This is a genomic window from Mucilaginibacter sp. (assembly GCF_041663085.1).
GTDB lineage: Bacteria > Bacteroidota > Bacteroidia > Sphingobacteriales > Sphingobacteriaceae > Mucilaginibacter.
In genome coordinates, this window is the sequence record NZ_JBAZRC010000091.1 from 1 (window position 1) to 19,069 (window position 19,069).

The window sequence follows — 19,069 nt, forward strand, 5'->3', positions numbered from 1 at the left end:
AAATAAATACAACCATCCGCATACGGTGGTTGGCCGTACAGATGATAACTGGCCGGTGCTAAGATACTCGGATGTATTGCTGATGCTGGCCGAAGCTATTAATGAACAAACCGGCCCGGCTAATGCTTACCAATATATTAACCAGGTGAGGAACAGGGCAGGGCTTGGCGATGTATCCGGCTTAAGCCAGGAAACATTCCGCACAGCCATAAGGCATGAACGCCGCGTAGAGCTGGCATTTGAGAACGACCGCTGGTTTGATCTGAAACGCGCCTTAACAAACGCGCAAATGGCAACGCTTTTAAATGCACACGGGCAGGCCGAAAGGGCAGCGCCTACAGTGGATAGGGGTGGCGTACCGTTTAACGGAAACGATTACAAGTTTGACGGGTACGAAGCATTATACCCTATGCCAGACAGGCAGCTGTTCCTGGATAAGAACTTAACACAAAACCCGGGGTACTAATAATTGGTAATTGGTTGAAAGTTGCAGGGAGTTGCCAATGGTAAATGGTGCTTCCTGCCTTTCTAAAAAGTATCATTTACTGTTTTGATGGTTGTTTATTAATTTAATAAAGATGAAGAAATTTATTACCATAAACCTTGCCTTACTCGCGGTGGGTATTTGCAGCGCGCAAACCCCGCACCTAAAAATAAACTGGGCCAATGAGGTGTCCACCTCGGTGTCTACACCTACATTACAGGTAGTGGGTAACCCCATGCTGCGCCGTAAAGCTGCCATGCACGATGCATCGTTTAAGGCGGTTAAAGAGCTGAATGCCGATTTTGTACGTTATGTGCCATGGTTTCCGTACCCTAAATTAGCCGTGGCCGAGCTTGAACCGCCAACAGCGACAAAAACATCATGGGATTTTAGCCTGATAGACCCCATGACCATTGATTTTTTGGTGGCAACCAAAGGGCATTCTATCATCATGAATTTTAGCACCATACCGCAATGGATGTTTAAAACAGAAAAACCTGTACCCTATCCGGCAGATCCAAATCAGGTGAGCTGGTCGTACGGCGGCGGTACCGAGTTAAGAGACAGCACCATGAAAGAACTTACCGATTACTATGTGCGGTTGGTAAGCTGGTACACCAAAGGCGGTTTTACAGACGAGCTTGGCAAATACCACAAATCGGGCTACCATTACCAGATCCCTTACTGGGAGGTACTGAACGAGCCTGATCTGGAGCATAGCATGTCGCCCCAAACCTATACCAAAATATACGATGCCCTGGTTACTGCGTTGAAACAGGTTATACCCGATGCCAAATTTGTAGGGCTTGGCCTTGCCGGCGAACGCCCTGAATGGTTCGAATACTTTTTGAACCCAGCTAACCATAAGCCGGGCATCCCGCTGGATATGATCTCCTACCATTGTTATGCAAGCGCCAACAGCGGACAGAAATTTGAGGATTATGAATACGCCGTATTTGATAAGGCCGAGAATTTTATCAATACGGTAAGGTTTGTAGAAAATATTAAAAAACGCCTGTCGCCAAATACCAAAACAGATATTAATGAACTGGGTACATTTGTGAGCGAAGAGATGCGCACTCAACCTATCCCGGCGCCTTACTGGAACCTGTCGGCGAGTGTTTACGCTTATTTCTTTATCGAACTAACCAAAAACGGTATCGATGTTATTGGCGAATCACAGTTAGTGGGTTTCCCAACGCAGTTTCCGGATGTGAGCATGGTTAACTATATCAACAATAAACCCAACGCGCGTTTTTGGGTGCTTAAGCTGATCAAAGACCAGATAAAAGCCGGTAGCAAACTGGTTAATACAAGCATCGACCACAACAAAGGCGATGACCTGTTGGCCCAGGGTTTTAAAGATGCCACGGGCAAAAGTATATTGCTGCTTAACAAGCGTAATAAAGCCCAACGCGTAACGCTGCCTGCTGAATTAAAGGGCGCGCAGATAGCCATTGTTGACGAAGCATCAGGAGATAACCAACCGGTGTATGTTTCGCTTAATAATAACTACATCGATCTAAAACCCTTTGCTGTTGCCCTGATCAAAACCGCAAATTAAAAACGATATGAAACAGGTAGTTTTTAAAATGAAGTTAAAGCCCGGCTGCGAAGTTGAATACCGGAAACGGCATGACAACATCTGGCCTGAGCTGGTAACCCTGCTTAAACAGAACGGCATTAAAAACTACAATATATTTTTTGATAAAGAAACGGATACGTTGATAGCGGTACAATACATCGATGAGGGCATCACAGCCAGTTTGCATGAAAACCCATTGATGATGAAATGGTGGGAGCATATGGCAGATCTGATGGAGGTTAACCCGGATCAATCGCCCGTGGTGGTGGGTTTGGAGAACGTTTTTTCGATGCCTTGATCGTTATATCAAAAAGTATAAAACATAACTCATAACAGATAAAAACCAGTTACAATAAATAAAGTAAATTTGAGTGAAGGATATAACCTTTCCAAAAACGCTTAACCATTCGTACGCACAATTAAATACTACCCATGCTTAGATATATACTATCCTGCCTTATTGCTTTTTGTTGCTTTACTGTGGCCAATGCGCAGCTAAAAACAATAAAGGCAAACTTTGCCCATCCGGCCGATCAATACAGACCTGGTGTTTACTGGTATTTTATGGATGGCAATATGTCGGCAGAAACCATCACCAAGGATTTGGAATCGATGAAAAAGGCAGGTATTGGTAACCTTATTTTCCTTGAAGTGAATGTTGGTATCCCCAGCGGCCCGGTAGAGTTTTTAAGCGATAAATGGACATCGCTTTTTGTACATGCCGAAAAAGAGGCCCGTCGCCTGGGTATTGAAATAACCTTAGGCATTGGCCCGGGGTGGACGGGTAGCGGCGGCCCATGGGTTAAAGCAAGCCAGTCTATGCAGCACCTGGTATCCAGCCAGGTTACGGTAACCGCCGGCGATAAACAGAAAATTGTTTTGCCTGTGCCGCCGCCCAAAAAGCCTTTTTTTGGCGAGGGCGGCTTAACGCCCGAGGTGAAAAAAGAATGGCTGAAATTTTACCAGGATGTAGCGGTTTTAGCCTTCCCGGCAACGGAACAGGATAAGCCTATTAAAGATTACGAGGAGAAGGCTTTATACTATCGTGCGCCCTACAGCTCGGGTGTGGTGAGGCCGTATATGCCATCGCCTGCTAATGATGGGGCAGATAAAAATGCGGTAACTAAAAGCCAGATAATTGATCTGACATTAAAAATGCAACCTGATGGTACGCTTAACTGGTCACCGCCATCAGGCAAGTGGACGGTTATGCGCTTTGTAAGCCGCAATAACGGGGCTATTACCCGCCCTGCACCGGTGCCCGGTTTAGGCCTCGAGGCTGATAAATTTGATACCGTAGCACTTAATTATCATTTGGATAAATATGTAGGCAACCTGCTGAGAAAAACAGGGCGGACAAACAAAAATATTAAAGGTGGTTTAAAACGCCTGCACATGGATAGCTGGGAGATGGGCGCGCAAAACTGGACAGGATTGTTCAGGCAGGAATTTATAAAAAGAAGAGGCTACGACCCGCTTAAATACTACCCGGTTTATGCCGGCAACATTGTTGGCAGCCTGGAAGAGAGCGAACGCTTTTTGTGGGACCTGAGGCAAACCGCCCAGGAGCTTGTTTTGGATAACCACGCCAGGCAGGTAAAGGCCTATGCCAGGCGTAATAACCTGTCGCTTTCTATCGAACCGTATGACATGACGCCAATAGCCGATCTTGAACTTGGATCGATAGCGGATGTGCCTATGGCTGAGTTTTGGAGCAAAGGTTTTGGCTTCAATTCAAGCTATAGCGTTATAGAATCTACATCCATAGGGCATGTTAATGGTAAATCGCTGATCCCTGCCGAGGCTTTTACCGCCCAGGATAACGAGGGTTGGAAACAACACCCGGCATCGATGAAAAACCAGGGCGACTGGGCTTTTGCAGCCGGCATTAACCGGTTTGTGTATCACACGTTCCAGAACCAGTTCCTGCCCGATTCATTGAAACCCGGGGCAACCATGGGGCCATACGGCGTACATTGGGATCGCAGCCAAACCTGGTGGCCATGGGCTAACGGCTATCATAATTACGTTACCCGGAGTCAGTATATACTACAACAGGGCCGCACCGTGGCCGATGTGCTTTATTTAACGCCCGAGGGTTCTCCGCTGGTATTCGTGCCGCCGTCATCGGCAATGGTGGGCGGCGATACCATTGGCGACCGCAGAGGTTATAATTTTGATGGCTGCGCGCCCGGCCAGTTAATGAAGGCTACTGTGAAAGACCATCAGGTGGTATTCCCCAGTGGGGCAAGTTACAGGTTGTTGGCATTGCCGGTATATGAATCAATGACGCCGCAATTATTGGCTAAAATAGCCGAGTTGGTAAAACTGGGCGCTACCGTTGTTGGTAACCCGCCATTGCGTTCGCCAAGCCTTGTGGGCTATCCGGCCTGCGATGAAAGGATTGTTGCTTTGAGTAAAACGATATGGGGGGCATCTGCTGTACCCGGTAGCATCACCCGGCATAAATACGGCGAAGGGGTAGTGGTATGGGGTAAACCGGTTAGCGATAACCCCGATAAATTGTACCCGCATTATGACCTCACGGCAGAGATCCTAAAATCAAAGGGCATTATTGACGATTTTACAGCAAACGGCGATTTGCGGTATACGCATCGTACGGATGCTGGTTGGGACATATATTTTGTATCCAACAAAACGGATAAAGCTGTGAATACAATAGCACAGTTCCGCACCGTAAAAGGTTCGCCCGAGTTGTGGGACGCCGTGACCGGTAAAACCAAAAAAATAACGAGATTTAAGAAGAATAATAGCAGCACATCTGTATCTGTTCAGCTGGCTGCTTATGAAAGTGCATTTGTGGTTTTTGCAAAAGAGAATACCTGGCCATCATCTGGCATCAATACCGGGGTTAATGCAAAAACGGTGCAAACCCTAACAGGCCCATGGGAAGTGAACTTTGACCCTAAATGGGGCGGCCCGGCAAGTGTACAGTTTGATGAACTAAGCGACTGGACTAAAAACAAAAACGAGGGGATAAAATACTACTCGGGCAAAGCGGTGTACCACAAAAAGTTTGATCTTGATGAAGTACCAGCCGGATCATTGTACCTCGACCTTGGGAATGTAAAGAACATGGCCCGTGTAACCTTAAATGGCAAAGACCTTGGCATTGTGTGGACAGCCCCATGGCATGTAAATATATCCGGAGCGGTGCAGGCTAAAAACAACGATCTTAAAATAGAGATCATAAACCTTTGGCCAAACCGGCTGATAGGTGATGAGAAAAAACCATACGATGGCATTGTTGACGATAAATGGCCCGAGTGGTTGCTGAAAGGGCAGCCCCGCACCAGCGGCCGTTATACTTTTACATCAACCACGCAGTATAAAGCCGATTCACCTTTATTACCATCGGGCTTGACAGGGCCTGTTACCATCATAAAAACAAATGATTAATACCCCTTATACATATAAAACAAATTAAAACAGGTAACACCACTTATAAAAATGATCAACAGTAATTTAACTATCGGGGTATTTGGAATAGGATTAGATGTTTATTGGGAACAATTCGGGGGACTAAAAACAAGCCTGGAGGGTTACCTGCAAACACTATGCTTGAAATTTGCTGATCAGCCCGTGCGTATTGTAAATGCAGGGATAGTAGATACCGTAAATAAGGCTTTCGAAACCGGTAAAAAATTCAGGCAGGAGGATGTAGACCTGGTCTTCCTGTACGTGGGCACCTATGCGCTTTCGTCAACAGTTTTGCCGGTGGTACAAAAGTTAAATGTACCGGTTGTGATACTTAATCTATCGCCGGAAGACCGTATTGATTACGAAAGCTTTAACAACCTGAACGACCGTACCCAAATGACGGGTACCTGGCTCAAGTATTGCTCGGCCTGCCCCGTGCCCGAAATTGCAAACGTTTTTAAACGTACCGGTATTAAGTTTTACCAGGTAACAGGTATGCTGCAGCACGATGAAGAAAGCGATAAAGAAATATTAGAATGGGTAGAAGCCGCCAATGTTGCCCATATTATGCAAAACAACCGCATGGGCTGCATGGGTAATTATTACTCGGGTATGCTGGATATCTACACAGATCTTACCCTGCAGATAAAATACTTTGGCGGTCACTTTGAACATATCGAAGTGGAAGAGTTGACCACTATAAAAAACACAGTTACTCCGACCGAAGTAGATCAACGCGTAGCGGAGTTTCGCGAGAAATTTGACATACAGGAAGATTGTACCGATGGGGAATTATTACGGGCTGCCAAAACATCCGTAGCGATGGATAAGCTGGTGGCTAAATACCAGTTAGGCTCTTTTGCTTATTACCATAAGGGAACAGGCAATGCCGATAATGAGGATACCATGAGCTCGATCATTTTAGGCAACTCGTTACTTACTGCGAATGGTGTGCCCGTAGCAGGCGAGTATGAGATAAAGAACGCGCAGGCCATGAAAATAATGGACAGTTTTGGCGCGGGGGGCTCTTTTACCGAATACTACGCTATGGACTACAAAGACGACGTGGTGTTGATGGGCCATGATGGCCCCGGCCACATTGCCATTGCCGAAGGGCGTACAAAAGTTAAGCCTTTGCAGGTTTATCATGGCAAGGTAGGGTGCGGGCTTTCGGTAGAAATGGCTGTTAAAAGCGGCCCCGTTACCTGCCTTTCTATCCTTGAAAACGGCAAAGGCGAATTGGTGATGCTGGTTGCCGAAGGCGAATCGGTAAGCGGCCCCATTCTGCAGATCGGGAATACCAACAGCCGGTACAAATTCCCTATTGGCGCGCGCCAATTTGTTAACGATTGGAATAGCCACGGCCCGGCGCATCATTGCGCGGTTGGGGTGGGCCACATTAGCAGCAAGCTTGATAAATTGGCAAAAATATTAGGGATGGAGATGATACAGGTATGTTGAAGATCCGTAGAGATAATAAATGAAAATATAATGCCTGGTCCAAAGTGCAAAAGCCATTTCTTAAAAGAAATGGCTTTTTTTATGCCGTTAATTAAAGACTGAGATTACCCAAATATGACCAGGATCATGGTTTAAACCAATGGTGGTCATGTTCGCGCTGTTCACATACCCCGAACTTTACAGCGTATACTTCACTAAATCTCTTCATTATACCGGCAAGAAATTGGCGGTAGTTAAAAACTGGAAAATGGAAATCACCCAAAAGTTATCCGAGCGATCACAACAGTACTACGTTATTACAAAACAATGGTTGTCTGACCTTGAATTCCTTACGTTCGAAGCCGAATTTCTTCATAAACTAATGGAAAACTATTTCACCTCGTTATCAAACGAAGGATACCTGGATAAACTGGTATTGGCAAACCAACTGTTATCTAAAATGGAGGTAGAGAAAAATCATGTACATGCAATGGTATCGCATCACATAAAAAAACTGGAAATGATAGCAGAAAATATCATTCCGGATACTACTGAAGAGCTTGCTGAGAACCAATTATTGATAGAAAACTTCATGTCAACTATTATAAGGCAATACCGGCAGGTAAAGAAAGATATCTATGCAATTGTTGAAACTGCAATGCATGAGAATAATGTATCAACTGAATAACAATCTCACACTTAACAGAGAAAGCGCTTTACGGCGCTTTTTCTGTTTGTGCTTTTTTTACTGCTCAAAATCAGGGTAATATGTGACCGCCGTCATTAATTTACTGCTGCTTTTAAGTCAATTTTACATCATAAAATCAACGAGTTATGGAAAAGATGATGATATCAATAAAACGGGTTAAAGCAATTGGTATAACTATACTTTGCTCCGTAGTATTACAATTCTTATCGTTGCATAGCTACGCGAAAAGCATAGATAGAGATACATCACTTGCCGGTGAAATTACGATGCTGATACATGAAAAAACAATTAACAATGAGTTGTATTTTCCTGCTTCGGTTAAACGCTTTTACGCGGGTAGCGGCTATAAACCTTCCTGGATAAAAGGCCCCGTTAACTCCGCGAAAACATGGGATGCCATGTTGATGATAGATTGCGTTTTGCAGTTTGGTTTATCATACGATGATTATCACCCCAAAGAGCTTTTGTACGACAAGCTCCATATTATGCTGGATAAAGGAAATGAGATAAGCAATGCTCAAAAAGCCAGGTTTGATATTATGCTTACCGATGCCTTGCTTGCTTTTATTAATCACCTGCATTATGGTAAGTTAAACCCCAATTTTCCTTCTGCTCAAATAGATGCCGGTATACCGGGGAATGTTTATGCGGAACTGGTACTGGCAGGCGCCATGCAGCAACCTGATTTTATGAGTGCTGTATTAGCTGTGCAGCCAAAATCAAAAGAATACTATGCTTTACAGCGGTACTTGTATAAAGTAAAAGGTTTACAGCTTGATGACTGCTATGAGGTACCCGATGCCGATGTAAGAAAAGTAGCTATCAATATGGAAAGGCTACGCTGGGCTGATGTTGAGGAAAGCAGTTATATACAGGTTAATATACCAACATACACCCTCAGTTTTCACCAACCCGATACTACCTATTTGTTTAAAATAATAGTAGGTAAACCATCAACACCAACCCCTACATTGTTAAGCGGGATAAGTTACTTTACAACTGCGCCCGAGTGGAAAGTGCCGGCTAACATATTTACAAAGGAACTGCTGCCAAAAGCCATAAAGAATGCCGCATACCTGGAGGACAACCACATCGCCATCTATAATAACAGGGGTGTTTACGTTGAGCCGCTTTTAAACAATTTGCTAAGCGTTAAGAAAAACTCAAAAAATTATTACGCCAGGCAGTCATCCGGCTGCGATAATTCATTAGGCCTTATTGTTTTCAGGTTTGCCAATATCTATGACGTGTACCTGCATGATACACCCGAGCAAAGCCTTTTTAAAAAGAAGGACCGTGCGCTTAGCCATGGCTGTATACGGGTAGAACAGGCCGAAAAACTTGCATCACTACTTTTAACAAACGACGATGCAGAAAGCAAAATTGCCGATATGCATAAAGCCGTTATGGCATACACAAACCAAAATTTTAAGCTTAAAAAACAGGTGCCAATAAACATTACTTACCTAACCTGCGAAATGAAAGAAGGGGAACTCATTATATACAAAGACATATACAACCTTGACAAAAGCCTGGAGATGGCTTTGTATAATGACAGCCCGGTTTTAACCATGCGCTAACATAAAGTAAACCATAAATCGCTACAACAATGAAAACTATTTTAGTGCCAACAGATTTTTCTGAAGCTGCTGATAACGCGGCGCGCTATGCCATACACCTTGCCAAAACTTTAAAAGCGAACGTGAAATTGTGTAACGCCATTAAAGTGCCTTTAGAAAGCAGCATGGCTGCAAATTTGGTTTGGCCTGCGTATAATTATGATGATCTTGAAAAAGATGTTTTAAAAGAATTAAAACACCTTGCAGACAGGTTAATGACTGAAGACCGGGATAACACCAGCCTGCAGTCTTTTCATCCGCGTGTAGATACATGCTGCGGTGCAGGGCCGGTAACCGATGTGGTAAAAAATATAGTAGGAAAAGAGAGGATATGCCTGGTAGTTATGGGCATGTCTGGCGCGGGTAAGGTAAGCCGCTTTTTATTAGGCAGTAATAGCCGCGACCTGATAGATGTGGCAGATTTCCCGGTTTTACTGATACCCCATACGGCAACATTTAAGCCCATAGAAAAAGTAACGTTTGCTACCAACCTTAGCGGGGATGATATAGGTTTAATTCATTCTTTAACGGGTTTAGTGCGCCCCTTTAATGCCGAGTTACTGATCAGCAATTTATCAGACACCGGTAAGCACAAGCAAGATCACCAAAAAATGGTTGATGGTTTTTTAAATGACGTTACCTGCAAAGTAGATTACCCGAAAATATATTACCGCCAGATATCAACCAAAGAAATTGACGAAGGCTTAGAGTGGATCTCCCTTCATACGCAGGCCAATATGCTGGCCATTGTACACCACAAGCCCGTTATGTTTAGCTTATTTGATAAAAGCTACACACAAAAGCTTGCCAAGCATATCACTATCCCGCTGCTGGTTTTCCCCAAAGTAAAGGCCGAGACACCGTTGCCGGTTTTTTAATCTGCAAAAAAAATGATGCGGATCACTTTCTATAAAAATCCGCATCATTTTACAATAGGCTGTCGCCATGCATTTTTGAGGTATCAATTAATGATGATATATGGCTGTTGATACCCTTACCAAAACTACCTGCTACCATTGCGGAGACGATTGCAACAAGGCGATTGAATTTGACGAAAAAACCTTTTGCTGTAACGGATGTAAGCAGGTTTACAGCATACTATCAAACAACGGGTTATGTAATTACTATAATTACAACGACCATCCGGGCGCTAACCGTGCGCGCACCGATAAACGCTTCGAATACCTGGATAACGAATCTATCATCAGTGAACTGATAGATTACTCGGACGATACCAAAACCATTGTAACCCTTTACATCCCATACATCCACTGCAGCTCGTGCATCTGGTTGCTTGAGCAGCTACATAAAATAAACCCTGCCATTTATTACAGCCGGGTTGATTTTATAAAGAAGCAGGTAAACATCCGCTTTAATAAAAAAGAGGTGAGCCTGCGGCAGGTGGTAGAGCTGATGTCGGACATTGGTTATGAACCACTTATTAGCCTGCATGATATTGTGAAAGACCAGGTGCTTGGGCAAAAGGACAACCTGGTTAAAAAAATAGCAGTTGCCGGCTTTTGCTTTGGTAACGTAATGCTGCTTAGTTTCCCTGAGTATTTTGGCTTAGCTGGTTATGAGCAAAATTTCAGGCAGTTTTTTGGCTGGTTAAATATACTGTTTGCTATACCGGTACTGCTATACTCGGGCAGCGGGTATTTTGTATCTGCATGGCATAACCTGCGCAATAAAGTTTTAAATATCGATTTCCCGCTGGCTTTGGGTATCGCGGTGTTATTTATCCGCACCGTGGCCGAAATACTAACGCATACAGGTGCCGGCTTTGCGGATACCTTATGCGGATTGGTTTTCTTTTTACTGGTTGGTAAGTTTGTTCAGCAAAAAACCTATTACCACCTGTCTTTCGAACGCGATTATCGTTCGTTCTTCCCGGTTGCCGTGCAGGTAATAGAGGGGGATAAAGAAAGCCCATTACCACTATCGGGATTAAAAGTGGGGCAACGCGTACGGATCCGTCACAACGAGATCATACCGGCCGACGCTATATTATTAAAGGGCGACGCCCGGATCGATTTTAGTTTTGTAACGGGCGAATCTATCCCGGTTAATAAAATACTTGGCGAAGTGATTTACGCAGGTGGCCGCCAAATGGGCGAGGCCATTGAACTTGATATAATAAAGCCCGTATCGCAAAGTTACCTTACCCAACTGTGGAACAATGAGGCTTTTACCCGCCAACAGGATAACCGCATGCAAACTTTTAACGAGCGGGTTAGCAAATACTTTACCGTTGTACTACTCACAATAGCTTTTGGTGCAATGGCCTATTGGCTGCCAACAGATGCACGCAGAGGAGTAGCTGCCTTTACGGCTGTACTTATAGTAGCCTGCCCGTGTGCTTTGGCTTTAAGCACGCCCTTTACCATGTCGGCAGCGTTAGGAGTTTTAGATAGAAATTTGTTTTACCTTAAAAATACCGCGATTGTTGAACGTTTAGCCGCCATTGATACCATAGTACTCGATAAAACCGGCACCATTACCCTGGGTGGAAGGGCGGGGATATTGGTGGATGCAAACCTTACCAATTATCAAAAGCAGATCATATACAGCGTTTGCAGTAATTCTGGCCACCCGCTAAGCAGGCAGATCTGTGAGTTGTTTAATGATTACCAGCGGTTGCCGGTAGTATCATACCGCGAGTACGCCGGGAAGGGTATAACGGCTTATGTAGCCGGTTACTTTGTTAGTATTGGCAGTAACAGGTTTGTGAATGTGCCGCATGTAAAATCAGAGGATAAAATAACAACCCGGGTGCATATACAATTTGATGAGCAATATGCGGGGTATATCAGCTTCGAGCAGGCCTACCGCCCGGGTTTAAAAGAGATAACAAACCTGACAGGAAAGTATAAGGTCTATCTTTTATCGGGCGATAACGACCAGGAACGTACCGCGTTGCTGCCGTACTTTAAAGATAGCGGCTATATGCAGTTCAATGCATCGCCGCAGCAAAAGCTCGATTTTATAAAATCATTACAACTGGCCGGGCGTAAGGTAATGATGATGGGCGATGGGCTTAATGATTCGGGCGCGCTTAAGCAAAGCGATTTAGGTGTGGCTGTTACCGATAATGTAAACAACTTTTCGCCGGGGAGCGATGCCATACTGGATGGCCGGTCGCTGAATAAGCTTCCCCAGTTCCTGCGGTTCTCTAAGAATACGGTAAGTATTATACACGCGTCCTTCCTGATATCGGTTGTTTATAACCTCATTGGTTTAAGCTTTGCCATTACAGGCATGCTATCACCCATTATAGCTGCCATATTAATGCCGCTAAGCACGGCAACCATTATATCATTCACCAGTATTGCCACACACCTGGCAGCAAAAAAAAGGGAATTATCATGAGCATTATTTATTTTTTAATTGGCTGCAGCATCATGCTCGCGCTTGTTTTTTTAGGCGCTTTCTTTTGGGCGCAGCGCACCGGGCAAAATGACGATATGTACACCCCGGCCGTACGCATATTGCTTGATGATGAACCGCAGGAAGAAAAAAAGTGACCCGTGTCATTATTTAAGCAAACGCCTGTCATTCCGCCTGCTAACACACAAACCTAATTTTACACCATCCAAAAACAATATACACTGAACATTTATGCAACCCGAAAAATTTTACTACGATAATAAGATTGTACGCAATTTCGGTATAGCTACCGTAATCTGGGGCATCATCGGCATGACGGTGGGCCTCATTGTGGCTATACAGCTATTTCACCCGGCAGCAAACATGGGTAACCAGTACACCACATTTGGGCGTATCAGGCCGCTGCATACCAACGCTGTTATTTTTGCTTTTGTAGGCAATGCCATTTTTATGGGCGTTTATTATTCCCTGCAGCGCCTGCTAAAAGCACGTATGTTTAGCGATATTTTAAGCAGTATCCACTTTTGGGGCTGGCAGCTTATCATTGTATCGGCAGTAATTACCTTGCCTTTGGGGTTTACTACCTCGCATGAGTATGCAGAACTTGAGTGGCCTATTGATATCGCTATAACGCTAATATGGGTTGTATTTGGTATCAATATGTTCGGTACCATATTTAAGCGCCGCGAACGGCATTTATATGTTGCCATATGGTTTTATATAGCCACGTTTGTAACCATTGCGGTATTGCATATCGTAAACTCTTTTGAACTTCCTATATCAGCTTTTAAAAGTTATTATGTATACGCAGGTGTGCAGGATGCGCTTGTGCAATGGTGGTACGGCCACAACGCAGTTGCGTTTTTCCTGACGACGCCTTACCTGGGTATGATGTATTACTTTTTACCCAAAATGGCAAACCGGCCAATATATTCTTATAAATTAAGTATCCTGCATTTCTGGGCACTGATATTCATTTATATATGGGCAGGCCCTCACCATTTGTTGTATACCACATTGCCCGAGTGGGCGCAATCGTTAGGTGTGGCGTTTTCCATTATGCTGATAGCACCAAGCTGGGGCGGGATGATCAACGGGTTGCTTACCCTGCGTGGCGCCTGGGATAAAGTACGCGATGATGTTGTGCTGAAATTTATGGTGGTTGGCTTAACCGCTTACGGTATGGCCACGTTTGAAGGGCCTTTGCTTTCACTTAAACAGGTAAACGCCATTGGCCACTTTACCGATTGGATAATTGCACACGTACACGTTGGCGCATTAGGCTGGAATGGGTTCCTGACCTTTGCTATCCTGTATTGGTTAATACCGCGCATTTATAAAACCGAACTGTACTCTAAAAAAATGGCCGCCTTTCACTTTTGGATTGGTACGCTGGGTATATTGTTTTATGCGGTGCCTATGTATTGGTCGGGCTTTACACAAGGGTTAATGCTGAAGGAGTTTAATGCCGAAGGCATGCTTAAATATCCAAACTTTTTAGAAACTACCATGCGCATATTACCTATGCACGTAATGCGCTCAATTGGTGGTGGCATGTATCTTTTAGGTGTAATTGTAATGGCCTATAACCTTTGCCGCACGGCGCTAGGAGGCAAGCTTGTTGCCAATGAAGCTGCCGAGGCCATGCCGCTTGAACCAGTTTACGTAAAACAAACCGGCGACCACTGGCACCGCTTGCTTGAGCGTAAACCTATTCAGTTAATGATCGTATCGCTGCTGGTTATACTGGTGGGCACATTTGTTGAACTAATGCCAACGCTAACCATATCATCAAACATACCAACCATTGCCAGTGTAAAACCCTATACGCCGCTTGAGTTGCAGGGGAGGGATATTTATATTCGCGAGGGTTGCGTTAACTGCCACTCGCAAACGGTGCGGCCTTTCCGGTCAGAAACCGAGCGGTACGGAGAATACAGCAAGGCCGGCGAGTTTGTTTATGATCACCCGTTCCTTTGGGGCTCTAAACGTACCGGGCCCGATCTTCAGCGCGAGGGGGGCAAGTATGGCAATGCCTGGCACTATAACCACCTGATGGATCCACGGCTAATGTCGCCGGGTAGCATTATGCCGAATTACGACTGGCTGCTTAACCAAACACTGGATACCACCACCACGGCATCAAAAATTAATGCCATGCGCACCCTGGGCGTACCATACGCAATTGGTTACGATAAGATAGCTAACCGCGATCTTGATAAGCAGGCAAAGGCTATTGCCGATAACCTGGGTAAAGACCATATTAAAGTAAAAAGCGATAAAGAGATAGTAGCCATCATAGCCTATCTGCAACGCCTTGGTACCGATATTAAAGCAAACAAAACCGTATCATCTAATAAATAATATCATGTTTAAGCAGTTTACAGAACACATTACCGGCACACAACAATACCTGTTGTTTTCCCTAAGCATATTTATGGTCTTCTTCATCGTGGTAAGTGTATTACTTATCCGCCTTAAAAAGCAGCATGTAGAACACATGAGCGGAATGCCCTTAAATGATAACACATTGGAAACAGAAAAAAATATGCAGCCATGAAGCCTCTTAAACCAATCTTACTATTTTTTATACTCCTGGCCGTACAACCTGTTTTAGCAGAGGATGAAAGCCTGTCATCTGCCCAGTTAATGAACTATTGGGGCTATGGCGCAATTATGTTAATGCTGGTGCTTTTCCTGGTAGTGCTGCTTGTTTTATTGCGCACGTTTAAAGTACTTACCATGGCCATAATGGGCCGTAAGGCCTATGCCGATATGTTGGCAGAAGAGAAGGCTTTAAAAATGAAGGATAAGAAACCCAAGGTGAATGTGGTTGAAAAACTTTTATCACTTAAGCCATTATCTGAAGAGAAATCAATGCTGATTGAGCACGATTACGACGGGATACAGGAGTTGGATAACCCAACGCCGGCCTGGTTTATGGTGCTGTTTTATTCAACCATTGTATTTGCGGTAGCCTACCTTTTAATATACCATGTATTTGGTATAGGGCAATTGCAAAACGCCGAATATGCTACCGAGATGAACATAGCCGCAAAAGAACGCACCTTGTACCTGGCAAAGGCTGCAAACCGTGTAGATGAAAGCAACGTAAAGCTAAGTACAGACGCGGCAGTATTAACCGCCGGCGAGGCAGTGTTTAAACAAACCTGCGCGCCATGCCACGGCGACCATGCGCAGGGCGTTGTTGGCCCCAACCTTACAGATGATTATTGGCTGCACGGAAGTAAGATAGGCGACATTTTTAAAACAGTTAAATACGGCATAACCGCTAAAGGGATGCCTACCTGGGAAAAACAGTTAACACCTAAGCAAATTGCCGATGTATCCAGCTATATAAAATCATTACATGGCAGTAACCCAGCAAACGCTAAAGAAGCACAAGGAACAAAAGAGGTTGACGATGCCGCAGGTGCTGCAGAGAAAACCGCAATGGTTATTAAGAAATAAACATGTTTGTAACAGATAATATTGACCAGCCTTTAACCGTAGAAAGCGGCAGCCGTAAATGGATGTATCCGCTTATACGTAAAGGTAAGTTTTACCAATACCGTAGCTGGTTAAGTTACGCTTACCTCATTGTTTTTTTTGCCGGCCCTTTCATCAGGATAAACGGGCAGCCGTTATTGCTGTTGAATATATTGGAACGGCGGTTTGTAATACTTGGCCAGGTTTTCTGGCCGCAGGATTTCTTCTTGTTTGTATTGGCTATGCTTGCTTTTATAGTTTGTGTGGTGCTGTTTACCATAGCATTCGGCCGTATTTTTTGCGGATGGATCTGCCCGCAAACCATCTTTATGGAAATGGTTTTCCGTAAAGTAGAGATCTGGATAGAGGGCGATCCTAAAAAAAGGAAACAACTTGATGCCGGGCCCTGGACAAAAGAAAAGATCAGCAAAAAAACCGTTAAGCATGTGCTGTTCCTTATTATCTCCTTCTTTATAGCCAATACATTTTTGGCTTACATTATTGGCAGCGAAAAGTTAGTAAAGATCATCACCGAACCGGTTAATATGCACTGGTCGGGCTTTTTTAGCATTTTAATTTTTACCACTGTATTTTACCTGGTTTATAGCCAGGTACGTGAGTTGGTTTGTACCGTAATATGCCCTTATGGCCGTTTGCAGGGGGTGCTAACAGATAGCCATACCTTAAATGTTGCTTATAATTATCCCCGCGGCGAACCCAGGGGAAAACTAACCCGCGGACCGGAAACCCCGAAAGGAGATTGTGTTGACTGCGGCTTATGTGTAGATGTTTGCCCTACGGGGATAGATATCAGGAAGGGTAACCAGATGGAATGCATCAACTGCACTGCCTGCATCGATGCATGCGACTACGTGATGGAGAAGATCCATAAACCGATAAACCTCATCGGGTTTTATTCGGAAGAAATGATAGTTGGGAACAAACGCCCATCTTTTACAGGGCGTATGGCAGGTTATAGTGCTATTATAATTGTTTTGCTTGGTGCGCTCACCTGGTTTGTATTCCAGCGCAGCGATGTGGATGTTACCCTGTTACGTTCGGCCGGCATGCTTTACCAGGAGCAACCGGGTGGGTATATCAGTAACGTTTACAATGCGGATATTATTAACAAGACCGATAAGCGCCAAGCCATTACCCTTGTTGCTGCCGACCCGGAAGTGAAAATTAAATACCTGCAAGCACCCGGCGTGCTCGAAAAAGAAGGATCTGCTAAAGCCGTATTCTTTTTAATGATACCGGCGGGTAGTATCCATAAAGCAAAAACGGATATAGCCATAAAAGTTATGCAGCAAAACAAAGTGCTTGCCACCATCAACACAACATTTATAGGGCCTGTAAACTAAAAAAGAATCATGAATTGGGGAAAAGGAATAATATTAGGGATGTGTTTATTTATGGCCTTCATAGTGGTGATGGTGGTGTTTATGTTTCGCCAGCCGGATGATTATGACAAGCGCTATTATGAAAAAGGCCTGGCCTTTGATGCCGATTATAAAAAAGAGAAGCAGGTAATTATTGATAATGCAAAGCCAGCCATCGGCTTAACTAAAACACAGCTGCAGGTGAAATTTGCCACGCCGGTTAACGGTACAATAAATTTTGTAAGGCCATCTGACGGGAAGATGGATAAGAAGATAGAATTACCGGGCACCGCAGCAGTAAATATCCCGCTTTCCGGTTTATCGGCGGGGCAATGGCAGCTTGTCATAGAGTGGACCGCAAACGGCCATGCCTATTTATATAAGCAAGAGGTTTTGTTGCCATGAGTTTTAATGAAACAGCATTTTTAATAGGCTTATTTGGCAGTGTGCATTGCATAGGCATGTGCGGCCCGCTGGCCTTTGCTATACCCGTACAACCTAACCGTGGCTGGCTAATTATTATGGATAAGCTTATCTATAATTTGGGGCGTACGCTTACCTATACGCTGCTGGGGCTATTGGTAGGGCTGTTGGGTAAACAGTTATGGCTGTATGGTTTACAGCAAAGTGTAAGCATTATTAGCGGCGTTTTAATCATCATGGCAGCCACATCAAAACTAATGCGTAAACCTCTTACCCGCGGGCGCTTTACAAACAGGCTTTTACAGCCGGTAAATAATTTATTGGCATACGCGTTAAAGCAACGCTCGGGCCATTTAATAGTAGGTATACTAAACGGTTTTTTGCCATGCGGGTTTGTATATGTAGCACTTATTGGCGCGGTGAATACGCCATCGGTTTTTGGCGCGGCGCAATATATGTTTTGGTTTGGTATGGGTACCATACCGTTAATGCTGGCTGCTACTGTAGGCAGCGGCTTTATTAATATAGGCGTTCGCCGCAGGTTAAACAGGGTAGTGCCTTACTTTATGCTTTGCCTTGGCGTTTGGTTTGTTTTAAGGGGGCTCGCACTTAATATTCCCTATTTAAGCCCCCAGATAAAAGCTGTGCCTGCGGTTTGCAAATAGCCTCATTAACCATAATTAAAAATGTGCCTACCATCACATTTTTGGCTGATAAGCATCATGGCAGGAGGAAACGGTTCTGGCCATATTTGCATCAGTAAGAACAAAAATCAATAACATTATGGCAACTCTTAAAACAATATCAACATCAAACTGGGCCACAGATACGCATACCAATACCCAACACACAACTTTAAAAGACAGGTTTAACGCTTTTGCCGATAGCCAGAAAGATCGCCAAACTTTATGGTTTATGGTATCGCTGATATTTATGGGCGTAATGATATTGCCTGTACCCGCAGTGCTTATGTACTATTTTAATGCACCTATAATTGTACTTGGCGTAACCATGTTTTGCTTTTTTGCAAACATCATAGCCAACATGGGCGGCGAGGGCATCCGCACTACTATCTTCTTTTTTGCAGCCAGCGTACTTATTCACCTGGCT

Annotated in this window: 17 protein-coding genes; all 17 read left to right on the forward strand. The window is 44.3% G+C overall.

The window, feature by feature from the left end:
• A partial coding sequence (locus WC615_RS15700; protein WP_372979025.1) for a RagB/SusD family nutrient uptake outer membrane protein occupies nt 1–466 on the forward strand: 466 nt, incomplete at its 5' end.
• A gap of 112 nt (nt 467–578) precedes the next feature.
• Nucleotides 579–2,048 (forward strand): glycosyl hydrolase family 39, encoded by a 1,470-nt coding sequence (locus tag WC615_RS15705; protein WP_372979026.1) that lies wholly within the window; start codon nt 579–581, stop codon nt 2,046–2,048.
• A gap of 7 nt (nt 2,049–2,055) precedes the next feature.
• The gene (locus tag WC615_RS15710; protein WP_372979027.1) at nt 2,056–2,367 is read left to right on the forward strand and encodes an L-rhamnose mutarotase; all 312 of its coding nucleotides are present in this window, start codon (nt 2,056–2,058) and stop codon (nt 2,365–2,367) included.
• Between the two features lie 134 nt (nt 2,368–2,501).
• Nucleotides 2,502–5,489: a glycosyl hydrolase gene (locus WC615_RS15715; protein ID WP_372979028.1), complete on the forward strand. Its 2,988-nt coding sequence runs from the start codon at nt 2,502–2,504 to the stop codon at nt 5,487–5,489.
• 51 nt (nt 5,490–5,540) lie between these two features.
• Entirely contained in the window at nt 5,541–6,971 is a 1,431-nt protein-coding gene (locus WC615_RS15720; RefSeq protein ID WP_372979029.1) for an arabinose isomerase, read from the forward strand.
• A gap of 148 nt (nt 6,972–7,119) precedes the next feature.
• On the forward strand, nt 7,120–7,638 hold the full coding sequence (locus WC615_RS15725) for a hypothetical protein (protein ID WP_372979030.1): 519 nt from the start codon (nt 7,120–7,122) through the stop codon (nt 7,636–7,638).
• 146 nt (nt 7,639–7,784) lie between these two features.
• A complete protein-coding gene (locus WC615_RS15730; protein WP_372979031.1) occupies nt 7,785–9,239 on the forward strand; it encodes a L,D-transpeptidase family protein in 1,455 nt (484 codons plus the stop codon).
• Between the two features lie 29 nt (nt 9,240–9,268).
• Nucleotides 9,269–10,156, forward strand: coding sequence for a universal stress protein (locus WC615_RS15735; protein WP_372979032.1), 888 nt, complete (start codon nt 9,269–9,271; stop codon nt 10,154–10,156).
• Between the two features lie 100 nt (nt 10,157–10,256).
• Nucleotides 10,257–12,647 (forward strand): heavy metal translocating P-type ATPase, encoded by a 2,391-nt coding sequence (locus WC615_RS15740; protein WP_372979033.1) that lies wholly within the window; start codon nt 10,257–10,259, stop codon nt 12,645–12,647.
• Complete coding sequence (ccoS, locus tag WC615_RS15745) at nt 12,644–12,802, forward strand: cbb3-type cytochrome oxidase assembly protein CcoS (protein WP_372979034.1); 159 nt, start codon at nt 12,644–12,646, stop codon at nt 12,800–12,802. The genes WC615_RS15740 and ccoS overlap by 4 nt, the downstream gene beginning before the upstream one ends.
• Before the next feature lie 94 nt (nt 12,803–12,896).
• The gene (ccoN, locus tag WC615_RS15750) at nt 12,897–15,029 is read left to right on the forward strand and encodes a cytochrome-c oxidase, cbb3-type subunit I (RefSeq protein WP_372979035.1); all 2,133 of its coding nucleotides are present in this window, start codon (nt 12,897–12,899) and stop codon (nt 15,027–15,029) included.
• 4 nt (nt 15,030–15,033) lie between these two features.
• Complete coding sequence (locus tag WC615_RS15755) at nt 15,034–15,225, forward strand: hypothetical protein (RefSeq protein WP_191174242.1); 192 nt, start codon at nt 15,034–15,036, stop codon at nt 15,223–15,225.
• Nucleotides 15,222–16,136, forward strand: coding sequence for a cbb3-type cytochrome c oxidase N-terminal domain-containing protein (locus tag WC615_RS15760; RefSeq protein ID WP_372979036.1), 915 nt, complete (start codon nt 15,222–15,224; stop codon nt 16,134–16,136). Before WC615_RS15755 ends, WC615_RS15760 begins: the two co-directional genes overlap by 4 nt.
• Before the next feature lie 2 nt (nt 16,137–16,138).
• Nucleotides 16,139–17,518, forward strand: a complete 1,380-nt coding sequence (ccoG, locus tag WC615_RS15765; protein ID WP_372979037.1) for a cytochrome c oxidase accessory protein CcoG — start codon at nt 16,139–16,141, stop codon at nt 17,516–17,518.
• A gap of 9 nt (nt 17,519–17,527) precedes the next feature.
• Entirely contained in the window at nt 17,528–17,941 is a 414-nt protein-coding gene (locus WC615_RS15770) for a FixH family protein (protein ID WP_372979038.1), read from the forward strand.
• A complete protein-coding gene (locus WC615_RS15775) occupies nt 17,938–18,624 on the forward strand; it encodes a sulfite exporter TauE/SafE family protein (protein WP_372979039.1) in 687 nt (228 codons plus the stop codon). The genes WC615_RS15770 and WC615_RS15775 overlap by 4 nt, the downstream gene beginning before the upstream one ends.
• Before the next feature lie 118 nt (nt 18,625–18,742).
• Nucleotides 18,743–19,069 (forward strand): hypothetical protein (locus tag WC615_RS15780; protein ID WP_372979040.1); only part of this gene is annotated, 327 nt, incomplete at its 3' end.

What these genes read in the sequence shown, in the direction of transcription:
- WC615_RS15760 (WP_372979036.1), top strand. Translation starts at nt 15,222, where the DNA reads ATGAAGCCTCTTAAACCAATCTTACTATTTTTTATACTCCTGGCCGTA.
- WC615_RS15740 (WP_372979033.1), top strand. Translation starts at nt 10,257, where the DNA reads ATGGCTGTTGATACCCTTACCAAAACTACCTGCTACCATTGCGGAGAC.
- WC615_RS15720 (WP_372979029.1), top strand. Translation starts at nt 5,541, where the DNA reads ATGATCAACAGTAATTTAACTATCGGGGTATTTGGAATAGGATTAGAT.
- WC615_RS15775 (WP_372979039.1), top strand. Translation starts at nt 17,938, where the DNA reads ATGAGTTTTAATGAAACAGCATTTTTAATAGGCTTATTTGGCAGTGTG.
- ccoS (WP_372979034.1), top strand. Translation starts at nt 12,644, where the DNA reads ATGAGCATTATTTATTTTTTAATTGGCTGCAGCATCATGCTCGCGCTT.
- WC615_RS15710 (WP_372979027.1), top strand. Translation starts at nt 2,056, where the DNA reads ATGAAACAGGTAGTTTTTAAAATGAAGTTAAAGCCCGGCTGCGAAGTT.
- WC615_RS15770 (WP_372979038.1), top strand. Translation starts at nt 17,528, where the DNA reads ATGAATTGGGGAAAAGGAATAATATTAGGGATGTGTTTATTTATGGCC.
- WC615_RS15725 (WP_372979030.1), top strand. Translation starts at nt 7,120, where the DNA reads ATGTTCGCGCTGTTCACATACCCCGAACTTTACAGCGTATACTTCACT.
- ccoN (WP_372979035.1), top strand. Translation starts at nt 12,897, where the DNA reads ATGCAACCCGAAAAATTTTACTACGATAATAAGATTGTACGCAATTTC.
- WC615_RS15755 (WP_191174242.1), top strand. Translation starts at nt 15,034, where the DNA reads ATGTTTAAGCAGTTTACAGAACACATTACCGGCACACAACAATACCTG.
- WC615_RS15705 (WP_372979026.1), top strand. Translation starts at nt 579, where the DNA reads ATGAAGAAATTTATTACCATAAACCTTGCCTTACTCGCGGTGGGTATT.
- WC615_RS15715 (WP_372979028.1), top strand. Translation starts at nt 2,502, where the DNA reads ATGCTTAGATATATACTATCCTGCCTTATTGCTTTTTGTTGCTTTACT.
- ccoG (WP_372979037.1), top strand. Translation starts at nt 16,139, where the DNA reads ATGTTTGTAACAGATAATATTGACCAGCCTTTAACCGTAGAAAGCGGC.
- WC615_RS15735 (WP_372979032.1), top strand. Translation starts at nt 9,269, where the DNA reads ATGAAAACTATTTTAGTGCCAACAGATTTTTCTGAAGCTGCTGATAAC.
- WC615_RS15730 (WP_372979031.1), top strand. Translation starts at nt 7,785, where the DNA reads ATGGAAAAGATGATGATATCAATAAAACGGGTTAAAGCAATTGGTATA.